Origin of the sequence: Brevundimonas sp. (genome assembly GCF_036400995.1) — a bacterium.
Taxonomy (GTDB): Bacteria; Pseudomonadota; Alphaproteobacteria; order Caulobacterales; family Caulobacteraceae; genus Brevundimonas.
This window is the reverse complement of record NZ_DASWWG010000033.1, coordinates 16,228-34,698: the sequence shown is the minus strand read 5'-3', so window position 1 is coordinate 34,698 and position 18,471 is coordinate 16,228. Positions and strand designations below refer to the sequence as shown.

Here is an 18,471-nt window from a genome sequence, read left to right as displayed (position 1 = left end):
AGCGCCGCTCCCGTCAGACACTCTCGGCCCCGTAACCGGATTATGGGGAGTTCAGGATGTTCGCCGCGCTTGCCTTGACCGCCGCCCTCGTCGCCACGCCGGCGCAGGACCCCGTCGCCGCGCCGCAGGAGGCGCCGACCCGACTGGAAGACGTGATCGCCAATGCGCGCACGCTGGAGGACGCCACCGAGGCCTTCGTCGGCGAGGTCGCCGCGCCGGTCCCGCGCCGGGGCTACGCTCGCTGGCATGCAGGGGTTTGCGTCGGCGTAGTGAACCTGTCGCCGGAAGTGGCCCAGTTCATGGTCGACCGCGTGTCGGACCGGGCCCGCGAGCTGGGCCTGATCGCGGGCGAGCCCGGCTGTCATCCCAGCATCCTGATCGTGGCGACCCAGAACGCGACGCCGTTCACGGCGGAGTTCGTGGCCATGCGGCCAAGGCTGTTCCGCACCGGGGCGACCGGGATGGATCGCGGCGGCGCGGCCTTCCGCAACTTCATGGAGACGGACCGCCCGGTGCGCTGGTGGACCGTCAGCCTGCCCACCGACGCCGACACCGGCGCGGCGGCGGTGCGGATGCCCGGCATGATGTACGGACGCGGCTACGCCGACGGCGGCGGCTCCAGCGCCCAGGACTATGCGCCCAAGACCTTCCTGCGCGGCTCGGGCCGGCTGATGGCCCAGTACCGGCAGGACATCAAACGCACCTTCGTGATCATCGACGTGGACCGGCTGAACGGCGCCTCGCTGGAGCAACTCAGCGACTATGTGGCCATGGTCTCTCTGGCCCAGATCGATCAGGACGCCGACACCTCCGGCTTCGAGACGGTGCTGAACCTGTTTGACGACCCGACGGCCGTCAGCGGCATGACCGGCTGGGACACGGCCTATCTGCAGGGGCTGTACGGCACCTCGTGGTACCGTATCAACCAGGACAGCCAGGTGCGCGCGATCGCCCGGACGGTCGAGCGCAACTATCGCAGCGGCACGGCCGCGGACGAGGCCGAATAGCCATGTCCGCCGCCCTGTTCGCGGCCCTGGCGCTGATGGCGCCGGGGCAGGACGCCGCTCCGGCGGCCGCCCAGGACCCGCGGGCGACGACCGAACTGGAAGAGGTGGTGGTCAGTCGTCAGGACCTGCGCGAACGCACGGAGTCGTTCGTCGCCGAGCTGGCGGGCCCGCCGCCCCGGCGCGGGCTGGCCCGCTGGGGCGGCCGCGTCTGCATCAGCGTGGTCAATATCCGGCCGGACATCGCCCGGGCGGTGGTGGATGACCTGGCGCGGCTGGCGCTGGAGCTGGGGCTGGACGTCGGGGAGCCGGGCTGCACGCCCGAGGTGATGGTGCTGTTCACCGAGGACGCGCCGGCCCTGGCCCGCACCATGGTCGCCAATGATCCGCGCGGCTTCCATCTGGGCGTCGGCGGGCTGGATCGGGGCGGGATGGCGCTGGAGGTCTTCCAGACCAGCGACGCGCCGGTGCGATGGTGGCACCTGAGCATGCCGGTGATCGGCTCGACCGGGCAGCGGGCGATCCGGATGCCGGGCGACGACGCGCCGATCTTCGTGCCGGGGGAGGGGCGGGTGAATCAGGGGCGGCCGATCACCGACCTGATCCGCCGCGTGATCATCGTCGTCGACGCGGAACGGCTGGGGGAGGTGACCCTGCCGCAGCTGAACGCCTATCTGGGGCTCGTGGCCTTCGCCCAGATCGACCCCGAGGGCGACACCCGGGCCTATGACACGGTGTTGAACCTGTTCGACAATCCGCAGGGCGTGACGGGGCTGAGCGACTGGGACCGGGTCTATCTGGACGCCCTGTACAAGGCGCCCCGGCAACGGCTGGAGCCGGACCATCAGGCCGCCGCCATCGCCCGCCGACTGCGCGCCGCGGACCGCGACGAAGCGCCTCCCTCGCCCTGAGGGCGCCTTGCGTCAACGCTTCGGCAAGACGATATCCTGTCCAAGAGGGTCAGCGACCGGTGAGTCGCGATCCAGACATCCCACAAGCTGGGCATCCGAGAAGGCCTGAATGCGCGATCCGATCGAACTGATGAACATGAACCTCGTCCCGATGGTGGTCGAGCAATCCAGCCGGGGCGAGCGCGCCTTCGACATCTTCTCGCGCCTGCTGCGCGAGCGGATCATCTTCCTGACCGGTCCGTTCGAGGACGGCATGGCGTCGCTGATCTGCGCCCAGCTGCTGTTCCTTGAATCGGAGAACCCGAAGAAGGAAATCTCGATGTACATCAACAGCCCCGGCGGACAGGTGTCCTCGGCGCTCGCGATCTACGACACCATGCAGTACATCCGCTCGCCGGTCTCGACCGTGGTCATGGGCATGGCCGCCTCGGCCGGTTCGCTGATCCTGACGGCCGGCGCCGCCGGCCAGCGCGTGGCCCTGCCGAACGCCCGCGTCATGGTGCACCAGCCCTCGGGCGGCTTCCGCGGCCAGGCCTCGGACATCGAGCTGCACGCGGCGGACATCCGCTACACCAAGCGCCGCCTGAACGAGATCTACGTCCAGCACACCGGCCGCACCTATGAGGAGGTCGAGAAGACCCTCGACCGCGACCACTTCATGTCGGCCGAGGAAGCCAAGGACTGGGGCATCGTGGACCACGTCTACGACCGCCGCGAACAGGCCGACGCCGACGGCGTGAAGACGCCGGGCAGCTGATCGACGGCATTCATCGAAACGCGAAGGGCGCGCCATGACGGCGCGCCCTTTTCGTTTGTGCTATCAGCCCGGCATGCAGAATCTGACGCGTGACACCGAAGGGACCGTCGAGGTCGACGGCGAGACCTATCACTGGGACCTGCGCCGCCAGCCCCGGCCGACCCATGGCGGCCAGTGGGAGGGGATCGCCATCACCCTGCGCCACGCCGACTACAAGCGCGAGGCCATCGTCCAGTTTCCGCCGCCGGTGCGCCCGAACGGCCGTCCGGACACCGAGAAGCAACTGGTGAACCTGGAGCATGTCCGCAACGCGGTGGCGGCGATCATCGAGGCGGGCTGGGAGCCCACCTCGCGCGGCAAGGCCGTCAGCTTCGACGTGGACGAACAGGGGCGTTAAGGGCGCTCGCGGAACACCCGGAAGCCCTTCTCGTCCGCCGCGGCGATCATTTCGGTGTCGCCCGAGGTGTCGCCGTAGGCCGCCGTCAGGTGGACGTCGTCGCCATAGGCTGCGCGCAGACGTCGCACCTTCTCCTCGCCCCGGCAGTTGGGGGTGTCGAAGGCGCCGGTGATCCGGTCGGCGGAATCAAACGACAGATGGGTGCCCAGCAGGCCCTCGGCGCCCAGTCGGCGGGCGAAGGGAGCGACCGTGGTCTCGGGGCTGGCGGTCACGATTACGCGATGAGCGCCGCGTTTTCCCCAGTCATTCCAGACCCTCAGCGCGTCGGGCCGCATGAAGCGATCCCACACCTCCCCGGCGAAGGCCTCGGCGTCGGCCTCCAGCTCGGCGCGGCTGACGCCCTTGAGGAACTCCTTCACCGAAGCGGCCTTGATGCGTCCGCGATCCCGGTCGCGGGCGTAGGCGGCGACCGCCGGAGCCATCTTCACAAGGCCCAGCGCCCAGCCTCCGGCTCCGGCGCGCCAGCGCAGGAAGGCGGTGAAGCTGTCGCGGATGGTCAGGGTGCCGTCGAAGTCGAAGGCGACGACCGGCACGCCCTTTGCAACGATCTGGCGAAACTCGTTAACGGTTCCCATGTCAGACATTCGCCGCGATCCCCATCAACAGTGAACGCCCCAAAACCGGCAATGGCCACGCTTTCGCGGGGTTGTGGCGAAGGCGGGGATGGGTGATTGTCAATTTTTGAAGACCTTTGCGCCCAATGTTCGGGAATCAAACGCGGAGGAAGCGCGTTCCGCCTCATATCGGGGTGAACCGCGGGAGTGAGAAGGGTCTATGACCAAGGCAGCCGGCACCGACGCCAAAAGTACGCTCTACTGCTCGTTCTGCGGCAAGAGCCAGCACGAGGTGCGCAAGCTCATCGCCGGGCCGACCGTGTTCATCTGCGATGAATGCGTCGAGCTCTGCATGGACATCATCCGTGAAGAGCACAAAATCTCGTTCTCGAAGGCCAAGGACGGCGTCCCGAGCCCGAAGGAGATCCGCGAGGTCCTGGATGACTACGTCATCGGTCAGGGCCATGCGAAGAAGGTGCTCTCGGTCGCGGTCCACAACCACTACAAGCGCCTGAACCACGCGACGAAGAACAACGACGTCGAGCTGGCCAAGTCGAACATCATGCTGATCGGGCCGACCGGCTCGGGCAAGACGCTGCTGGCCCAGACGCTGGCGCGCATCATCGACGTGCCGTTCACGATGGCTGACGCCACCACCCTGACCGAAGCCGGTTACGTGGGTGAAGACGTCGAGAACATCATCCTGAAGCTGCTGCAGGCCTCGGACTACAACGTCGAGCGGGCCCAGCGCGGCATCGTCTACATCGACGAAATCGACAAGATTTCGCGCAAGTCGGACAACCCGTCGATCACCCGCGACGTGTCGGGCGAAGGCGTGCAGCAGGCCCTGCTGAAGATCATGGAAGGCACCGTCGCCTCCGTGCCCCCGCAGGGCGGCCGCAAGCACCCGCAGCAGGAGTTCCTGCAGGTCGACACCGCCAACATCCTGTTCATCGTGGGCGGCGCCTTCGCCGGCCTCGAGAAGGTGATCTCGGCCCGCGGCGAGGGCGTGTCGATCGGCTTCGGCGCCAAGGTCAAGGAAGTCGATGAGCGCCGCACCGGCGACATCCTGAAGGAAGTCGAGCCCGACGACCTGATGCGCTTCGGCCTGATCCCCGAGTTCATCGGCCGTCTGCCCGTGCTGGCGACGCTGGAAGACCTGGACGAGAAGGCGCTGGTCACCATCCTGACCGAGCCGAAGAACGCGCTGGTCAAGCAGTACCGTCGCCTGTTCGAGATGGAGAACGTGGACCTGACCTTCACCGACGACGCCCTGATGGCCGTCGCCAAGAAGGCCATCACCCGCAAGACCGGCGCGCGCGGCCTGCGCTCGATCCTGGAAGGCATCCTGCTCGAGACCATGTTCGAGCTGCCGACCTTCGAGGGTGTCGAGGAAGTCGTCGTCAACGCCGAGGTCATCGAAGGCAAGGCCCAGCCGCTGCTGATCTACGCCGAGACCAAGGGCAAGAAGAGCGCGCAACCCGACAGCGCCGCCTGATCGCTGAACGGCGCCGTTGAACGACGCGCCTGACACAGCCTCCGGAGCCGCTCGCCAGTCCTGGCGGGCGGCTTCATGCATTTTCGGCCTGTCGGTGGCGGCGGCGTCCGCGGCCCTGATCGCGCCGGAAACGGCGGGCTGGGGGCTGTACGGCCTTGATCTGGCGCTGGCGGCGGCGGGGTTCGTCCTGACCCGGCAACTGCTCGCGGGGGAGGGCGGCGTCCGGGGCGGACTGGCGGTCGCGGCGCCCGCGGCCCTGTGGGCGGTTCCGGCGCTGGCGCTGGTCGGCGTCGTGGTCCTGCTCGCGGGCCTGTTCCTGCTGCCGCCCGCCGACCTGCGCAATCAGGCGTGGACGGCGCTCTGGACGGCCGTGGGGCTGAGCGGCGGCGAGCTGCTGAAACAGGGCTGGGCGCAGGCCGTCGGCGGCGAACTGCTGTGGCACGGCTTCATCACCGGCGTGGCGGCGCAGCTGGCCGTCGGCTGGGCGCTCGTGTTGCTGGCGCTCCGGGCGCTGAAGCGGGAGCGCTGGACCGGACTGGTGCTGATCCTCGGCATGGCGGCGGCGCTGGCCGTGCGGCTGTGGCTGGAGGCGCGCGGGGCGACGTTGCAGGTCTTCTATCTGGCCCCGCCGCGCGCGGGGGTCTTCTTCATCGGCGCCTTCGCGGCCGTGGTGATCCGGGAGGGCTCATTGCGGGGCGGGGAGGGCTGGATCGGCGCGGGCGCACGCCTGTCGGCCTTCGCCCTGCCGTTCTGGCTGTGGCTGTGGCCGCTGTTGCTGCTGCCCCGGATGATCCTGGCGCGGTCGCTGCACCCGCTGGAGAGCGCGGCGGCCGTGCTGGTGGCGGCGGGACTGGCGGTCGCGACCGAGCTGTGGGTCAGCCGTCCGCTGCGGCGACGGCTGGAGGGGCGGCCGGTGCGGGCCCTGATCGTGTGCGGCGTCCTGCTGGCGGGGCCGGCGACGGCGTCGGCGGCCCTGTTCGCCCTCGACGGCCTGCCGGGGCGGGCGTCGGACGCGATCCGGACGGAAGAAGCCGCATCGCAGGCGCGCGCGCCGCTGCAGGCCCTTTGCCACACCGAAGGGGTGGAGGTTCCCGCCGCCGCCGCGTGCACCGTGCCGTCCGGGCGGACGGCGGACGGGGTCCTGTGGGGCAACTCCCACGCCTCGCACCTGAGCCCGGCCCTGCTGGACTGGGCGGCCGCGCGGGGACATGCGGTGCGACAGGCGACGAAGTCCGGCTGCCTGCCCCTGATCGGCCGTGGCTCGGGACTGGTCGACGCCGGGTGCGCGCGGTTCAATCAGCTGTCGATCGAGGAATGGGGCCGGTCGCCGCCGGAGCTGATCCTTGTCGGCGCGGGCTGGACCGTGGTGCTGGAGCAGGTCCCGGGCGACGATCGGACGCAACTGGAGACCCTGGACCGGAACCTGCGGGCGACGTTGGCGCTGCTGCGGGCGCGTGTAGGGGCGGAGACGAGGATCGTCCTGCTGGGGACCACGCCGGACTACGGCTTCGCCCCGGCGGCCTGCCATGCGCGGCGGGGCTTCCTGCGGCTGGACACCGGGCGCTGCGATGCTGCGGTTCCCGCCAATGCGGCGCTGATGGCGGCGGTCGATGACCGGCTGGCCCGGATCGCCGCCGAAACGCCGGGCGTGATCCTGTTCCGGCCGTCGGAGGCCCTGTGCGAGGACGGGTTGTGCCGGACCCGCGGCGCGGACGGTCCCTGGTACTCGGACCGCAGCCATATGACCGAAGCCGGCGGCAGGGCGCAGACCGCCGCCCTGTCCGCCGTCCTCGACCGGGCGGAGACGCCCTGACGCCTCAGGGCGTGCGCGGGTGCAGGTTGGTTTCCTCGGCCTTCTCCTTGGCCATGTCGCGCGTGGCCTGGCTGGGCCCGTCCATCATGCCGCCGTCACCGGGCGGGGGCACCGCGGTCGAAGCGTCCGGAGCGGCGGTTCCGCCGGCGCCGGAGGTCATCGATCGCTCGGTCGAGGCGGCCGTCGGAGCGGTCGTGCCCGCGCCACCCGCATCGGGACCGGCGGCGGCGGTGGCCTCGTCGGCGTCGGCGGTCGGGGCCTCGCCCGCCGGGGTGGCGGGCTGCTGGCAGGCGGCCAGGGTCAGGGCGAAGACGCTCACGGCGCCCGCAAGGATGGCTTTCATGGACGGTTTCCTCCGTTTTATGTCCGTCCCCAGAACGGCAGCGCTGGCCAGATCGTTGCGTTTCACCGGCGGGGTGGCCGGGGGGACACAGGACTGTGCGGCGAGTTTTGCCGCGCGGCGGCGACTGTCGGCACGGCGAAACGGCCCTTGCGGAGCGCAGGCGCACGAACGATGCAGCTTCACCTTTGAAGAACGGTCCCCAGTCGCCTGCGCCCGTCACGCTTGAATGGCGCGACCGCAAAACCACATACTCATCCGAAGGCCGCCGAACGGCGGGCCGAGTCGATACGGCCGAACATCGCGTTCCGGCCGCCGGCGCGGCGGGCCCGAGATCAACAAGGGCCCCGGAGTAGCATCGATGACCGAAACCAAGACCCTTCCCGTCCTGCCGCTGCGAGACATCGTGGTGTTCCCGCACATGGTCGTGCCCCTCTTCGTGGGCCGCGAGAAGTCCGTGCGGGCGCTGGACGAGATCATGAAGGGTGAGAAGCAGATCCTGCTGGCCACCCAGAAGAACAGCGTCGACGACGATCCGTCCGCCGACGCCATCTATCCGATCGGCGTGCTGGCCAACGTCCTGCAACTGCTGAAGCTGCCCGACGGCACCGTGAAGGTGCTGGTCGAGGGCAAGGGCCGCGCCCGCCTGCTGAAATTCACCGACCGCGCCGAGTATTTCGAGGCCGAGGCCGAGGAGATCGCCGACGAGCAGGGCGAACCCTCGCAGTCGGAAGCCCTGCTGCGGGCGGTGATCGAGCAGTTCGAAAACTATGTGAAGCTGAACAAGAAGGTGCCGCCCGAGGCCCTCAGCTCCATCCCCCAGATCACCGACCCGTCCAAGCTGGCGGACTCGGTCGCGGCCCATCTGTCGGTGAAGATCGGCGACAAGCAGTCGCTGCTGGAAACCGTCGCCGTGCCGCAGCGGCTGGAGAAGGTCTACGGCCTGATGGAGGGCGAAATCTCCGTCCTGCAGGTCGAGAAGAAGATCCGCTCGCGCGTGAAGCGCCAGATGGAGAAGACCCAGCGCGAATATTATCTGAACGAGCAGATGAAGGCGATCCAGCGCGAGCTGGGCGAGACCGACGACCAGCGCGACGAAATCCTCGAGCTGGAGAAGCGGATCCGCAAGACCCGCCTGTCCAAGGAAGCGCGGACCAAGGCCGAGGCCGAGGTCAAGAAGCTGCGCAACATGAGCCCGATGTCGGCCGAGTCCACGGTGGTGCGGAACTACCTCGACTGGCTGCTGTCGATCCCGTGGGGCAAGGCCAAGCAGAAGCCGATCGACCTGCAGAAGGCCGAGGACATCCTCGAGGAGGATCACTACGGCCTGGAGAAGGTCAAGGAACGGATCATCGAGTATCTGGCCGTCCAGGCGCGCACCGGCTCGCTGAAGGGCCCGATCCTGTGCCTCGTCGGCCCTCCCGGCGTCGGCAAGACCTCGCTGGCCAAGTCCATCGCCAAGGCGACCGGGCGTGAGTACGTCCGCATGTCGCTGGGCGGCGTGCGCGACGAGGCCGAGATCCGCGGCCACCGCCGGACCTACATCGGCTCCATGCCGGGCAAGATCATCCAGTCGATGAAGAAGGCGAAGACGACCAACGCCTTCATCCTGCTGGACGAGATCGACAAGCTGGGCGCCGACTGGCGCGGCGACCCCTCGTCGGCGCTGCTGGAGGTGCTGGACCCGGCCCAGAACTCGACCTTCGGGGACCACTACCTCGAGGTCGACTATGACCTGTCGAACATCATGTTCGTCACCACGGCCAACAGCCTGAACATGCCGCAGCCTCTGATGGACCGGATGGAGATCATCCGGGTCAGCGGCTACACCGAGGACGAGAAGGTCGAGATCGCCAAGCGTCACGTCCTGCCCAAGGTGACGGCCGACAACGGCATGAAGCCCGCCGAGTTCGTGGTGCCGGACGACATCATCCGCGACCTGATCCGCTACTACACCCGGGAAGCCGGCGTGCGGTCGCTGGAGCGGGCCCTGGGCGGTCTGGCGCGCAAGGCCGTCCGCGAGATGGCCAAGACCGGCGTGACCGCGATCACCGTGGATGAGGCCAAGCTGGCCGAATACGCGGGCGTGAAGAAGTTCCGCTACGGCGAGACCGACGAGGAAGATCAGGTCGGCATCGTCACCGGCCTGGCCTGGACCGAGTTCGGCGGCGACATCCTGACCATCGAGGCGATCAAGATGCCGGGCCGCGGCCGCATGACCGTGACCGGCAACCTGAAGGAGGTGATGAAGGAGTCGATCTCCGCCGCCGCCTCCTACGTCCGCTCGCGGGCGCTCAGCTTCGGCGTGAAGCCGCCGGTGTTCGAGAAGACCGACATCCACGTGCACGTGCCGGACGGCGCGACGCCCAAGGACGGTCCCTCGGCCGGTGTCGCCATGACCGTGGCCATGGTCTCGGTCCTGACGGGCATCCCGATCCGCAAGGACATCGCCATGACCGGCGAGATCACCCTGCGCGGCCGGGTCACCGCCATCGGCGGGCTGAAGGAGAAGCTGCTGGCGGCCCTGCGTTCGGGCGTGAAGACGGTTCTGATCCCGCAGGAGAACGAGAAGGACCTCGCCGACGTGCCCGACAATGTGAAGGGCGCGCTGGAGATCGTCCCGATCAAGACCGCCGACGAAGCCCTGAAATGGGCCCTGACCGGCGCCCTGACCCCGGTGGAGTGGGACGAGGAAGCCGAACCGCTCCCCGCCGCCGCCCCGTCGGCCGACGGAACCACGGTGAGCGCGGCTCACTGAGGACGGCCACAGGCTGAAACGAAGACCCCGCCCGGAGCGATCCGGGCGGGGTTTTTATACGTAAAGGCCGATGTCGAGGGGGGCGTTCTTTTCTCTGTCCCAAATAACCGCGTAGTGGTCGTCGGCCGACGGAACGACAAGGTAGCGAGCGTTAGTCGAAGGAATAGTTGGCGTTCTGAATCGATCAACAAACTGCCTCGCGGCGGTCGCGAGGAGGCCAGATCGGGTCATGCCGCTCACCTCGGCGGCGGCATCAATTCGCCTCAGCAAATTGGCCCCAATAGATACATTCACTCGCAGTGGAGCGTCGTCGATTTCTACATCGACGATTATTCGACCGGCCTCGCGGAGGTTCTTATCTATCGGGAGGGCTTCTATCGATGAGGCTGATGGCACGTCCGCGCCATCTTCGACCATTCCTTCGATATGAAGAGCCAAAGCGTCTCGCGCGTTGGCGATGAGCTCCGCCAAGCCTTGGGCAGCGGTGGCGCAACCCGGTAGGTCAGGGAAGAAGGCGCTATATCCCGTCTTCTCGGAGCCCTCCACGACAGCAACATATGCAATCGTGCTCATTCGCCAGCTGCCCTTGAGATCAGTCGGTCATGAGTGTGTAGACTTACACACTTTTGGCGTTCTGTCTTCGGCATGGGGCCTTACCGTGGTGCGTTATCCCACCTGCGCCCGGTGCCGGAGCATCGCATCGGCCAGCACGCAGGCGGCCATGGCCTCGACCACCGGAACGCCGCGCAGGGCGACGCAGGGGTCGTGGCGGCCCTTGGTGCGCAGGTCGGTCTCGGCGCCGTCGCGGGTGACGGTCTGGCGCAGGGTCAGGATGGAGGAGGTGGGTTTGAAGGCCACCCGCGCCGTCACCGGCTGGCCGGTCGAAATGCCGCCCAGGACGCCGCCCGCATGGTTGGACAGGAAGACCGGCTGCCCATCGTCGTCGAGGCGCATCTGGTCGGCGTTCTCCTCGCCGGACAGGGCGGCGGCGTCGAAGCCCGCGCCGATCTGGACGCCCTTCACGGCGTTGATCGACATCATGGCCGCGGCCAGTTCGGCGTCCAGCTTGCCGTACAGGGGCGCGCCCCAGCCCGCCGGAACGCCCGTGACCTCCAGCGCCACCACGGCGCCGATGGACGAGCCTGCCTTGCGGACGCCGTCGAGGTAGGCCTCCCACCCGGGCACGACGGCGGCCGAGGCGGCGAACAGGGCGTTGTCATAGACGGCGTCGAAATCGACGGCGTCCGGCGCGATGCGGTGCGGGCCCAACTGGACCACGCCCGCGCGGATGCGGATGCTCTCTCCCAGCACCTTGCGGGCCACGGCCCCGGCGGCGACGCGCATGGCGGTCTCGCGGGCGGAGGAGCGGCCGCCGCCACGGTGGTCGCGGACGCCGTATTTGGTCTGGTAGGTGAAGTCGGCATGGCCCGGGCGGTAGGCGCGGGCGATCTCGCCGTAGTCTTTTGACCGCTGGTCCTCGTTCTCGATCAGGATCGAGATGGGCGTGCCGGTGGTGACCGGACCGGCTCCGTCATCGAAGACGCCGGACAGGATGCGGGCGGTGTCGCTCTCCTGCCGCTGGGTGACGAAGCGGCTGCCGCCGGGCTTGCGCAGGTCCAGCCAGGGCTGAAGGTCCGTCTCGGTCAGCGGGATGTTGGGCGGGCAGCCGTCGACGACGCAGCCGATCGCCGGCCCGTGGCTCTCGCCCCAGGTGGTCACGCGAAACAGATGTCCGAAGGTGTTGTGCGACATGGAATACGGCTTAGGCCGCCATGCGGTCCGGCGTCCAGACGCGGGTGAAGCGAACCAGCAGGTCTTCGGCCGCCGACGGGGCGTCCTCGGACGGGATCAGGGTCACGAACAGATGGCCCTGCGGCCGCGATCCGCGCGCCGGGAGGCCCAGGCCGCGCAGGCGCAGGCGCAGCGACTCCTGACCGGCGACGATCCAGGCGGAGCGGGGGCCGGCGTGGGTGTCGATCTCGATGCGCCCGCCGTCGTCGACCAGCCGCCGGGTGACGGGCCAGTCCATGTAGAGGTCGTCGCCGATGACGTTCAGGCCGTCGGCGCCCCGGATCAGCACGGGCAGGAACAGGTCGGCGCCGTCGGCCGCGCCGCCTTTCAGTCGCAGCCGCTCGCCCGCACGCAGGCCCGCGGGCGCGGTCACCTTCAGCCGCCGCCCGTCGCGCCAGACCGTCAGGGCGCCGCCCTCCAGCGCCTCGCGCGGAGTGATGGCGATGATGGTTTCGGCGGGCGGGGGCGGGGCAGGGACGCCCGGCTCCGCGATGACGGGCGCCTGGGTCTGCACCAGCCGCCAGGCGGCGATGACCTGCCGGAAGCGGGTTTCGTCGCCGTCATGGTTCTCGGGGCGGGCGGCCTTGATCGCGGCCCGGAAGGCTGAGGTCAGGGCGTCGCCGTCCGCCGGGCCGTCGAGGCCGAGCAGGGCCCAGGCTTCACCGGGCGAGGAGACTTCAAGGGACGGGCGCGCGCGCATCCTGATACAAAATGCCCAACGTAGTGAAGACCGGCTTAACCGTGATGGCTCTCCCGTTCGGAACCGTGAAGGTCTATCTGGGGGCCATGACCGCGCCCGTGATCCCGCCCAGCCCGACCCGTGAAGAGTATGCGGAGCAGTATGCCGCCGCGCTCGCCGCCAACGGGGATGAGACCATCTTCGACCGGACGGAGCCGTATGGCCTGTTCGTGGAGTGGCTGGAGGACGCCAAGCGGTATGAGCCGAACGACGCCAACGCCATGTCGCTGGCCACGGTGACCGGGGACGGGACGCCGGACTGCCGGATCGTTCTGCTGAAGGACGTCGATGGGCGCGGTTTCACCTTCTATTCCAATCGTGAAAGCGCCAAAGGTCAGGCGCTGGGCGAGGCGCCGGTGGCCGCCCTGGCCTTCCACTGGAAGTCCCTGCGGCGGCAGGTGCGGGTGCGCGGGCGGGTCGAGCCGGTGACGCCAGCCGAGGCCGACGCCTATTTCGCCAGCCGGGCGCGAGAGAGCCAGATCGGGGCCTGGGCCTCGAACCAGTCGCGTCCGATGGACGACCGGGCCGTGCTGGAGGACGCCATCGCGCGCGAGACAGGGCGTTTCGAGGGACAGGACGTGCCGCGCCCCGAACGCTGGACCGGCTGGCGGGTGATCCCGGATCAGGTGGAGTTCTGGCGCGACCGGCCGTTCCGCCTGCACGACCGTCTGCTGTTCACGCGTGACGGCGACGGCTGGACGACGAGCCGCCTGCAGCCCTGAGGCCGGTCAGGCGCCGTAGCGCGCCATGAAGGTCTCGATGGCGTGGGCCACGACCTGGGCGTGGGTGCGGGTGGCCTTCACCTCGTCCCCGGTGACCAGCGGCACGAAGAAGACAGGGTGTTCGATCATCCCCATCAGCTCGCCGGCGGCCCACGAGGGCTTTTCGATATTCTTCAGCCCGCCGCGCTCGACGTGGTCCTTGAGCACGCCGATCAGGGTGAGGCCGAACTCGCTGCGGCCCTTTTCGAAGAAGCGGCGGGCGGTGTCCTCGAAGCGGGGACGTTCGGCCATGACAAGACGGAAGATCGAGCGGACGAAGCCGTCGCCCATGAAGTCGGCATAGGCCTCGGCGAAACCGGTGAGTTGTTTGCGGGCGTCGCCGTCGCAGGCGCGGACACGGGCCATCTGTCGGGAAAACTGGTCGGCGGCGTCGTCGATGACGGCGGTGAAGAGTTCGGACTTGCCGGCGAACAGGGCGTAGAGGGTGGCGGTCGACACCCCGGCCTCACGGGCGATGGGCTCGATGCGGGCGCCCGCATAGCCTTCTGACATGAAGGCGGTCCGGGCGTACCGGATGATGGTCTGCCGCTTGGGGTCGAAGGCGGTGGGGTCGCCGATAGAGCCGGTCATCTTCCGAAATTCATTGGTCGAGGAAGCGTCAGGGTGACGCACCTCCGCGTGATCGGCAAGCGGGCTGTCAGGCATCGTCAGTGTGCGGCTTGTCGGCGATCAGTCGCGGGACAGCGCGGCCAGCAGCGGGTGGGCCAGCACCGGCGCGGCGAGGCGCACCACGGCCTGGGGGTCTTCCAGCCGGACAGCCGCCGTCGCGTCGGCGACGATGAAGTCGGCGTTCAGGCGGGACGGCTCGGTCCAGCGTTCATGCCCGGGGCGAACGGTGCCGAGATACTGGGCGATGACCGACTCGGCGGTCCGGCCGCGCTCGGCCTGATCCCGCAGCAGGCGACGGATGAAGCGGATGTCGGCGGGGGTGTCGACGAACACCCGGATGTCGAACAGGGCGACGAGTTCCGGATTGCACAGGACGTGGGTGCCCTCGACCACGACGACGTCCGTCGCCTTCACCGGCTCTCCGCCCGGCTCGCGCCCGTGATGAATGAAGGAGTAGATCGGGGCGGTGATGTCGTGGCCGGCCTTCAGCTGTGCGAGGTCCCGGATCATCAGGTCGTGGTCGCGCGCGGAGACGTCGTCGAAGTCGAAGGTGGCGGCGTCGAAATCGGGCAGGGCGGCGGCGTCCATGTAGTAGGAATCCTCGCGCAGCAGCACGGCCGCGCCCGCGGGCAGGGCGGCGACGAGCGCCTCCGCCAGGGTGCTCTTGCCCGAGCCGGAACCGCCGGTGATCGCAATCAGGATAGCCATGGCGCCTTCTAGGGCGAGGGAACCCGCATCGCCAGTCCGAAGATGACAGGTTGCCGCAGGTTGATGTTCCGGACCTGTTCGTTGACCTTGCGTCACGTTGCTTATCGCTGTTCACGCCGATAGCGTGACCACAAGCGTCCCGTTCAGCGGATGCAAGTACGAGGGATCGCAATGCTTGGGTTGATGCAGGACTGGCCGCTGACGGTCGACAAGATCATCACGCACGCCAACAACTGGCATGGTCATCGCGAGGTCGTGACGCGTTCGGTCGAGGGGCCGATCGTCCGCGCCACCTATGCGGAAATCCATTCGCGCGCCCGCCGGGTGACCAGCGTGCTGAAGGACTGGGGCATCCAGACCGGCGACCGCGTCGCCACCCTGGCCTGGAACACCGGCCGCCACATGGAGGTCTGGTACGGCATCATGGGCATGGGGGCGGTGTGCCACACCCTGAACCCGCGCCTGTTCCCGGAGCAGCTCGCCTACATCATCAATCACGCCGAAGATAAGATCATCTTCGTCGACCTGACCTTCATCCCGCTGCTGGAAGCCATCCTGCCGCACTGTCCCAGCGTCGAGCGGGTGGTGGTGCTGACCGACGAGATGACCATGCCGGCGACCAAGCTGCCGGGGGCGGAATGCTACGAGGCCCTGCTGGCCGGGGCGTCCGAGGACGTGGTCTGGGGCGATTTCGAGGAAAATACCGCCTGCGGCCTCTGCTACACCTCGGGCACGACGGGGAACCCCAAGGGGGTCCTGTATTCGCACCGCTCGAACTTCATCCACACGCTGCTGGGCATGCAATCGACCGTGCTGGGCGCCTCGCCCAGCGAGGTCATCCTGCCGGTGGTGCCGATGTTCCACGCCAACGCCTGGGGCATCGCCTTCGCCGGTCCGGCGGGCGGCACCAAGCTGGTCATGCCGGGCGCGCGCATGGACGGCGCGGCCATCTATGAGCTGATCGAGAGCGAGGGCGTGACCTTCTCGGCCGCCGTGCCGACGGTCTGGCAGGGTCTGCTGACCCACCTGCGCGAGAACAATCTGAAGATCCCGACGGTCAAGAAGGTGCTGATCGGCGGCTCGGCCGTGCCGGAGAGCCTGATCCGCGCCTTCCACGACGAGTTCCAGATCGAGGTGCTGCAGGGCTGGGGCATGACCGAGACCTCGCCCATCGGCACCCTGTCGAACATGACGCCCGAACTGGCCGCCCTGCCGTACGACGAGCAGATGAAGTGGCGGATCAAGCAGGGCCAGCCGCCGCTGGGCGTCGAGCTGAAGCTGAAGAACTACGCCGGTCAGGAGATGCCGCACGACGGGCACACCTACGGCCGCCTGATGATCAAGGGGCCGACCATCGCGGGCGGCTACTTCAAGGGCGAAGGCGGAGAGATCCTCGACAACGAGGGCTTCTTCGACACCGGCGACGTCTCGACCATCGACGAGCACGGCTTCATGCAGATCACCGACCGCGCCAAGGACGTGATCAAGTCCGGCGGCGAGTGGATCAGCTCCATCGAGATCGAGAACATCGCCGTGGGCCATCCGAAGGTGGAGCTGGCGGCGGTCATCGGCGCGGCCCACCCGAAGTGGGACGAGCGGCCGGTGCTGGTGCTGAAGCTGCGTCCCGGCGAGAGCCAGGACAAGCAGGAGCACCTGGACTTCCTGCAGGGCAAGATCGCCAAGTGGTGGATGCCGGACGATGTGGTCTTCGTGGACGACATTCCGCTGGGCGCCACCGGAAAGATCGACAAGAAGGTCGTGCGCGAGCGGCTGAAGGACTATCGTCTGCCGACGGCGGGAGGCTGAAGGCATGGCGACGACGGCGGTGAAGGGCAGGGGGGCGGTTCAGGCCCTGGCGGCGTTGGCGGTCGCCTCGCCCCTGCTGGTGCTGCTGTCGGTGGTCGGGGTGCGCAGCGGCCTGCTGCCGGTGGAGACCGGCTATGACCTGCTGACGCTGCAGGTGGCGTGGTGGCTGTCGTTCGCCGGCGCGGCCGCGGGCGTGCTGGCGATGCTGCTGGCCCTGAGGAATTTCCGTGCGCTGGGGTTCGCCGCCCTGGCGGCGCTGCTGATCGGCGGCGGAACGCTGGGCGGCTTCGTCTGGCAGAAGCGTCAGCTGGCGGCCGGGCCGGTCGAGAACGTCAGCACCGATCTGGCCGAGGTGCCGGGATTCGGTCAGCTGCGGCCTGACCGCATGGGCGGGCTGCAACCGGCGGTCGGCGTGGAGGCCTGCCCCGGCGCGGCGCCGGTGCCGACCCAGATTGCGCCGGAAAGCGCCGCCTGGGCCCTTCAGGAAGCCGGTTTCACCCTCGGTCGCACCGGCGTCGCCCGCGCCGACGGCAGTCGCCGCACGGTGTGGTTCGGCTTCGGCTATGACGCGGTCATCCGCATTCGCCCGGGCCGCACGGACATCCGGGTGGCGGCCCGTGACGGGCGTCCGCACGGCGGCGAGGCCTGCCGTCTGGTGACCCGGATCAGCGCCTCCCTGAACGACGCGCTCTGACCCCCTGACGCGTGGCGGCGGCGCCACGTTCGGCCCTCGGCCGTCCCTTAACCCCGACAGGGCGTTGCCTCCGCGACCGCCGCTCGCTACGCGGAATACGGGATATGTTACCGGGGGATAACTTGACCGACATCACCGCCGAAGAGCCCGCTGTCGCCGAACCGGAAGCGGAGGCCCTGACCTTCGAGACGACGATCCGTTCGTCGGGCTTCCTGGGGCTGAGCCTCAAGAACGGTCTGCTCAATCTGATCACCCTGACCCTCTACCGCTTCTGGGGGAAGACGGAGGTCCGTCACCGGATCTGGAAGGGCGTGCGCCTGAACGGCGAGGCGTTCGAGTACACCGGTCGCGGCGTCGAGCTGTTCATCGGCTTCCTGCTGGCGCTGGTGGTGCTGGGCGTGCCGTTCCTGGCGCTGGTCTTCGCCGTCCAGTTCATCGGCCACTGGGTGATCTTCGCCGCCTACATCCCGATGTACGTGTTCCTCGGCTGGCTCTGGGGCTTCGGGACCTTCACCGCCTTCCGCTACATGGCCAGTCGGACGACCTGGCGCGGCATCCGCTTCCAGCTGAAGGGCTCGGCGGCCAACTACGGCTGGTATTTCCTGTTCGCCATGTTCCTGAGCGGGATCACCTGGGGCTGGTACTGGCCGGCGGCCGAACGGGCCCTGGCCGAGAAGATCTGGGACGAGGTCCGCTTCGGTGACCGCCGCCTGCGCTTCCGCATGGCGCGCGCCCAGCAGGAAGGCGTCTACGGCGCCTATGCGATCGGCTGGGTCGGCACCGGCGTCGGCTATGTGATGTTCGCCATCATCTTCCTGGCCATCGGCGCGTCGACCGGCATGTTCGAGACGGCGGCCGGCGAAGGCGCGCCGTCGACCATGGACGCGATGAAGCTCAACCTGGTCATGTACGCCGTGCTGCTGGTGCTCTCGCCGCTGGCCCTGCTGGTCTGGGCGCCCTACCAGGCGGCCATGATGCGGTCGGTGGCCAAGGGCGTGTCGGTGGACGGCGCGACCTTCACCCTGAAGGTCAAGGCCCTGCCGCTGTGGTGGCTGACGGTGACCAACCTGTTCTTCCTGCTGATCACCTTCGGCTTCCTGATGCCGTGGGTGCAGGCGCGGACGGCGCGGTTCCTCGTTGAGCGGCTGAGCTCGGAAGGCACGGCGCGCCTGTCGCTGGCCCATCAGGCCGAGCGCGGACCGGGCAGCGGCGAGGGGCTGGCGGACGCCTTCGGCTTCTCGGCGATCTGA

18 protein-coding genes are annotated in these 18,471 nt (G+C 68.6%); 11 read left to right on the top strand and 7 right to left on the bottom strand.

Annotated features, from left to right (window positions below; all coding sequences use genetic code 11):
* Nucleotides 1-56 precede the first annotated feature (56 nt).
* The 4 genes from VGE03_RS04485 to VGE03_RS04470 all read left to right on the top strand — a co-directional run bounded on the left by VGE03_RS04485 (nucleotide 57) and on the right by VGE03_RS04470 (nucleotide 3,069).
* Nucleotides 57-1,007: a hypothetical protein gene (locus tag VGE03_RS04485; RefSeq protein ID WP_331045267.1), complete on the top strand. Its 951-nt coding sequence runs from the start codon at nucleotides 57-59 to the stop codon at nucleotides 1,005-1,007.
* 2 nt (nucleotides 1,008-1,009) lie between these two features.
* Entirely contained in the window at nucleotides 1,010-1,915 is a 906-nt protein-coding gene (locus VGE03_RS04480; RefSeq protein ID WP_331045266.1) for a hypothetical protein, read from the top strand.
* 109 nt (nucleotides 1,916-2,024) lie between these two features.
* Entirely contained in the window at nucleotides 2,025-2,672 is a 648-nt protein-coding gene (locus VGE03_RS04475; RefSeq protein WP_331045265.1) for an ATP-dependent Clp protease proteolytic subunit, read from the top strand.
* Nucleotides 2,673-2,745: 73 nt separating this feature from the next.
* The gene (locus tag VGE03_RS04470; protein ID WP_331045264.1) at nucleotides 2,746-3,069 is read left to right on the top strand and encodes a hypothetical protein; all 324 of its coding nucleotides are present in this window, start codon (nucleotides 2,746-2,748) and stop codon (nucleotides 3,067-3,069) included.
* Here VGE03_RS04470 and VGE03_RS04465 read toward each other — a convergent pair.
* Entirely contained in the window at nucleotides 3,066-3,713 is a 648-nt protein-coding gene (locus tag VGE03_RS04465; protein ID WP_331045263.1) for an HAD-IB family hydrolase, read from the bottom strand. The two genes, VGE03_RS04470 and VGE03_RS04465, sit on opposite strands and share 4 nt — an antisense overlap.
* Before the next feature lie 190 nt (nucleotides 3,714-3,903).
* Between VGE03_RS04465 and clpX the strand changes: the two genes are divergently transcribed.
* On the top strand, nucleotides 3,904-5,181 hold the full coding sequence (gene clpX, locus VGE03_RS04460; protein WP_331045262.1) for an ATP-dependent Clp protease ATP-binding subunit ClpX: 1,278 nt from the start codon (nucleotides 3,904-3,906) through the stop codon (nucleotides 5,179-5,181).
* A gap of 16 nt (nucleotides 5,182-5,197) precedes the next feature.
* On the top strand, nucleotides 5,198-6,994 hold the full coding sequence (locus tag VGE03_RS04455) for an SGNH hydrolase domain-containing protein (protein WP_331045261.1): 1,797 nt from the start codon (nucleotides 5,198-5,200) through the stop codon (nucleotides 6,992-6,994).
* A 4-nt stretch (nucleotides 6,995-6,998) separates the two neighbouring features.
* On the opposite strand, the gene VGE03_RS04450 is transcribed toward VGE03_RS04455, so the two are convergent.
* Nucleotides 6,999-7,337, bottom strand: a complete 339-nt coding sequence (locus tag VGE03_RS04450; RefSeq protein WP_331045260.1) for a hypothetical protein — start codon at nucleotides 7,335-7,337, stop codon at nucleotides 6,999-7,001.
* A gap of 358 nt (nucleotides 7,338-7,695) precedes the next feature.
* Between VGE03_RS04450 and lon the strand changes: the two genes are divergently transcribed.
* On the top strand, nucleotides 7,696-10,092 hold the full coding sequence (gene lon, locus VGE03_RS04445; RefSeq protein WP_331045259.1) for an endopeptidase La: 2,397 nt from the start codon (nucleotides 7,696-7,698) through the stop codon (nucleotides 10,090-10,092).
* Between the two features lie 54 nt (nucleotides 10,093-10,146).
* Here lon and VGE03_RS04440 read toward each other — a convergent pair whose 3' ends face one another.
* From VGE03_RS04440 to VGE03_RS04430, 3 genes are all read right to left on the bottom strand, one after another.
* Nucleotides 10,147-10,665: a type II toxin-antitoxin system HicB family antitoxin gene (locus VGE03_RS04440; RefSeq protein WP_331045258.1), complete on the bottom strand. Its 519-nt coding sequence runs from the start codon at nucleotides 10,663-10,665 to the stop codon at nucleotides 10,147-10,149.
* Between the two features lie 93 nt (nucleotides 10,666-10,758).
* Nucleotides 10,759-11,844, bottom strand: coding sequence for a chorismate synthase (gene aroC / locus VGE03_RS04435; protein ID WP_331045257.1), 1,086 nt, complete (start codon nucleotides 11,842-11,844; stop codon nucleotides 10,759-10,761).
* A 10-nt stretch (nucleotides 11,845-11,854) separates the two neighbouring features.
* Complete coding sequence (locus tag VGE03_RS04430) at nucleotides 11,855-12,583, bottom strand: DnaJ C-terminal domain-containing protein (protein WP_331045256.1); 729 nt, start codon at nucleotides 12,581-12,583, stop codon at nucleotides 11,855-11,857.
* 86 nt (nucleotides 12,584-12,669) lie between these two features.
* On the opposite strand from VGE03_RS04430, the gene pdxH reads away from it, so the two are divergent.
* Nucleotides 12,670-13,344 (top strand): pyridoxamine 5'-phosphate oxidase, encoded by a 675-nt coding sequence (gene pdxH / locus VGE03_RS04425; RefSeq protein WP_331045293.1) that lies wholly within the window; start codon nucleotides 12,670-12,672, stop codon nucleotides 13,342-13,344.
* A 6-nt stretch (nucleotides 13,345-13,350) separates the two neighbouring features.
* On the opposite strand, the gene VGE03_RS04420 is transcribed toward pdxH, so the two are convergent.
* Both VGE03_RS04420 and udk read right to left on the bottom strand, forming a co-directional pair.
* Complete coding sequence (locus tag VGE03_RS04420; RefSeq protein WP_331045255.1) at nucleotides 13,351-13,974, bottom strand: TetR/AcrR family transcriptional regulator; 624 nt, start codon at nucleotides 13,972-13,974, stop codon at nucleotides 13,351-13,353.
* A 99-nt stretch (nucleotides 13,975-14,073) separates the two neighbouring features.
* Nucleotides 14,074-14,721: a uridine kinase gene (gene udk / locus VGE03_RS04415; protein ID WP_331045254.1), complete on the bottom strand. Its 648-nt coding sequence runs from the start codon at nucleotides 14,719-14,721 to the stop codon at nucleotides 14,074-14,076.
* A gap of 171 nt (nucleotides 14,722-14,892) precedes the next feature.
* On the opposite strand from udk, the gene VGE03_RS04410 reads away from it, so the two are divergent.
* The 3 genes from VGE03_RS04410 to VGE03_RS04400 all read left to right on the top strand — a co-directional run bounded on the left by VGE03_RS04410 (nucleotide 14,893) and on the right by VGE03_RS04400 (nucleotide 18,471).
* On the top strand, nucleotides 14,893-16,527 hold the full coding sequence (locus tag VGE03_RS04410; protein WP_331045253.1) for a long-chain-fatty-acid--CoA ligase: 1,635 nt from the start codon (nucleotides 14,893-14,895) through the stop codon (nucleotides 16,525-16,527).
* A gap of 4 nt (nucleotides 16,528-16,531) precedes the next feature.
* Nucleotides 16,532-17,221, top strand: a complete 690-nt coding sequence (locus tag VGE03_RS04405; protein WP_331045252.1) for a DUF1499 domain-containing protein — start codon at nucleotides 16,532-16,534, stop codon at nucleotides 17,219-17,221.
* Nucleotides 17,222-17,343: 122 nt separating this feature from the next.
* The gene (locus VGE03_RS04400; RefSeq protein WP_331045251.1) at nucleotides 17,344-18,471 is read left to right on the top strand and encodes a YjgN family protein; all 1,128 of its coding nucleotides are present in this window, start codon (nucleotides 17,344-17,346) and stop codon (nucleotides 18,469-18,471) included.

Excerpts from the sequence above, each read along its gene's own strand:
- VGE03_RS04485 (WP_331045267.1), top strand. The coding sequence starts at position 57 with ATGTTCGCCGCGCTTGCCTTGACCGCCGCCCTCGTCGCCACGCCGGCG.
- VGE03_RS04480 (WP_331045266.1), top strand. The coding sequence starts at position 1,010 with ATGTCCGCCGCCCTGTTCGCGGCCCTGGCGCTGATGGCGCCGGGGCAG.
- VGE03_RS04475 (WP_331045265.1), top strand. The coding sequence starts at position 2,025 with ATGCGCGATCCGATCGAACTGATGAACATGAACCTCGTCCCGATGGTG.
- VGE03_RS04470 (WP_331045264.1), top strand. The coding sequence starts at position 2,746 with ATGCAGAATCTGACGCGTGACACCGAAGGGACCGTCGAGGTCGACGGC.
- VGE03_RS04465 (WP_331045263.1), bottom strand. The coding sequence starts at position 3,713 with ATGTCTGACATGGGAACCGTTAACGAGTTTCGCCAGATCGTTGCAAAG.
- clpX (WP_331045262.1), top strand. The coding sequence starts at position 3,904 with ATGACCAAGGCAGCCGGCACCGACGCCAAAAGTACGCTCTACTGCTCG.
- VGE03_RS04450 (WP_331045260.1), bottom strand. The coding sequence starts at position 7,337 with ATGAAAGCCATCCTTGCGGGCGCCGTGAGCGTCTTCGCCCTGACCCTG.
- lon (WP_331045259.1), top strand. The coding sequence starts at position 7,696 with ATGACCGAAACCAAGACCCTTCCCGTCCTGCCGCTGCGAGACATCGTG.
- VGE03_RS04440 (WP_331045258.1), bottom strand. The coding sequence starts at position 10,665 with ATGAGCACGATTGCATATGTTGCTGTCGTGGAGGGCTCCGAGAAGACG.
- aroC (WP_331045257.1), bottom strand. The coding sequence starts at position 11,844 with ATGTCGCACAACACCTTCGGACATCTGTTTCGCGTGACCACCTGGGGC.
- VGE03_RS04430 (WP_331045256.1), bottom strand. The coding sequence starts at position 12,583 with ATGCGCGCGCGCCCGTCCCTTGAAGTCTCCTCGCCCGGTGAAGCCTGG.
- pdxH (WP_331045293.1), top strand. The coding sequence starts at position 12,670 with ATGACCGCGCCCGTGATCCCGCCCAGCCCGACCCGTGAAGAGTATGCG.
- VGE03_RS04420 (WP_331045255.1), bottom strand. The coding sequence starts at position 13,974 with ATGACCGGCTCTATCGGCGACCCCACCGCCTTCGACCCCAAGCGGCAG.
- udk (WP_331045254.1), bottom strand. The coding sequence starts at position 14,721 with ATGGCTATCCTGATTGCGATCACCGGCGGTTCCGGCTCGGGCAAGAGC.
- VGE03_RS04410 (WP_331045253.1), top strand. The coding sequence starts at position 14,893 with ATGCTTGGGTTGATGCAGGACTGGCCGCTGACGGTCGACAAGATCATC.
- VGE03_RS04405 (WP_331045252.1), top strand. The coding sequence starts at position 16,532 with ATGGCGACGACGGCGGTGAAGGGCAGGGGGGCGGTTCAGGCCCTGGCG.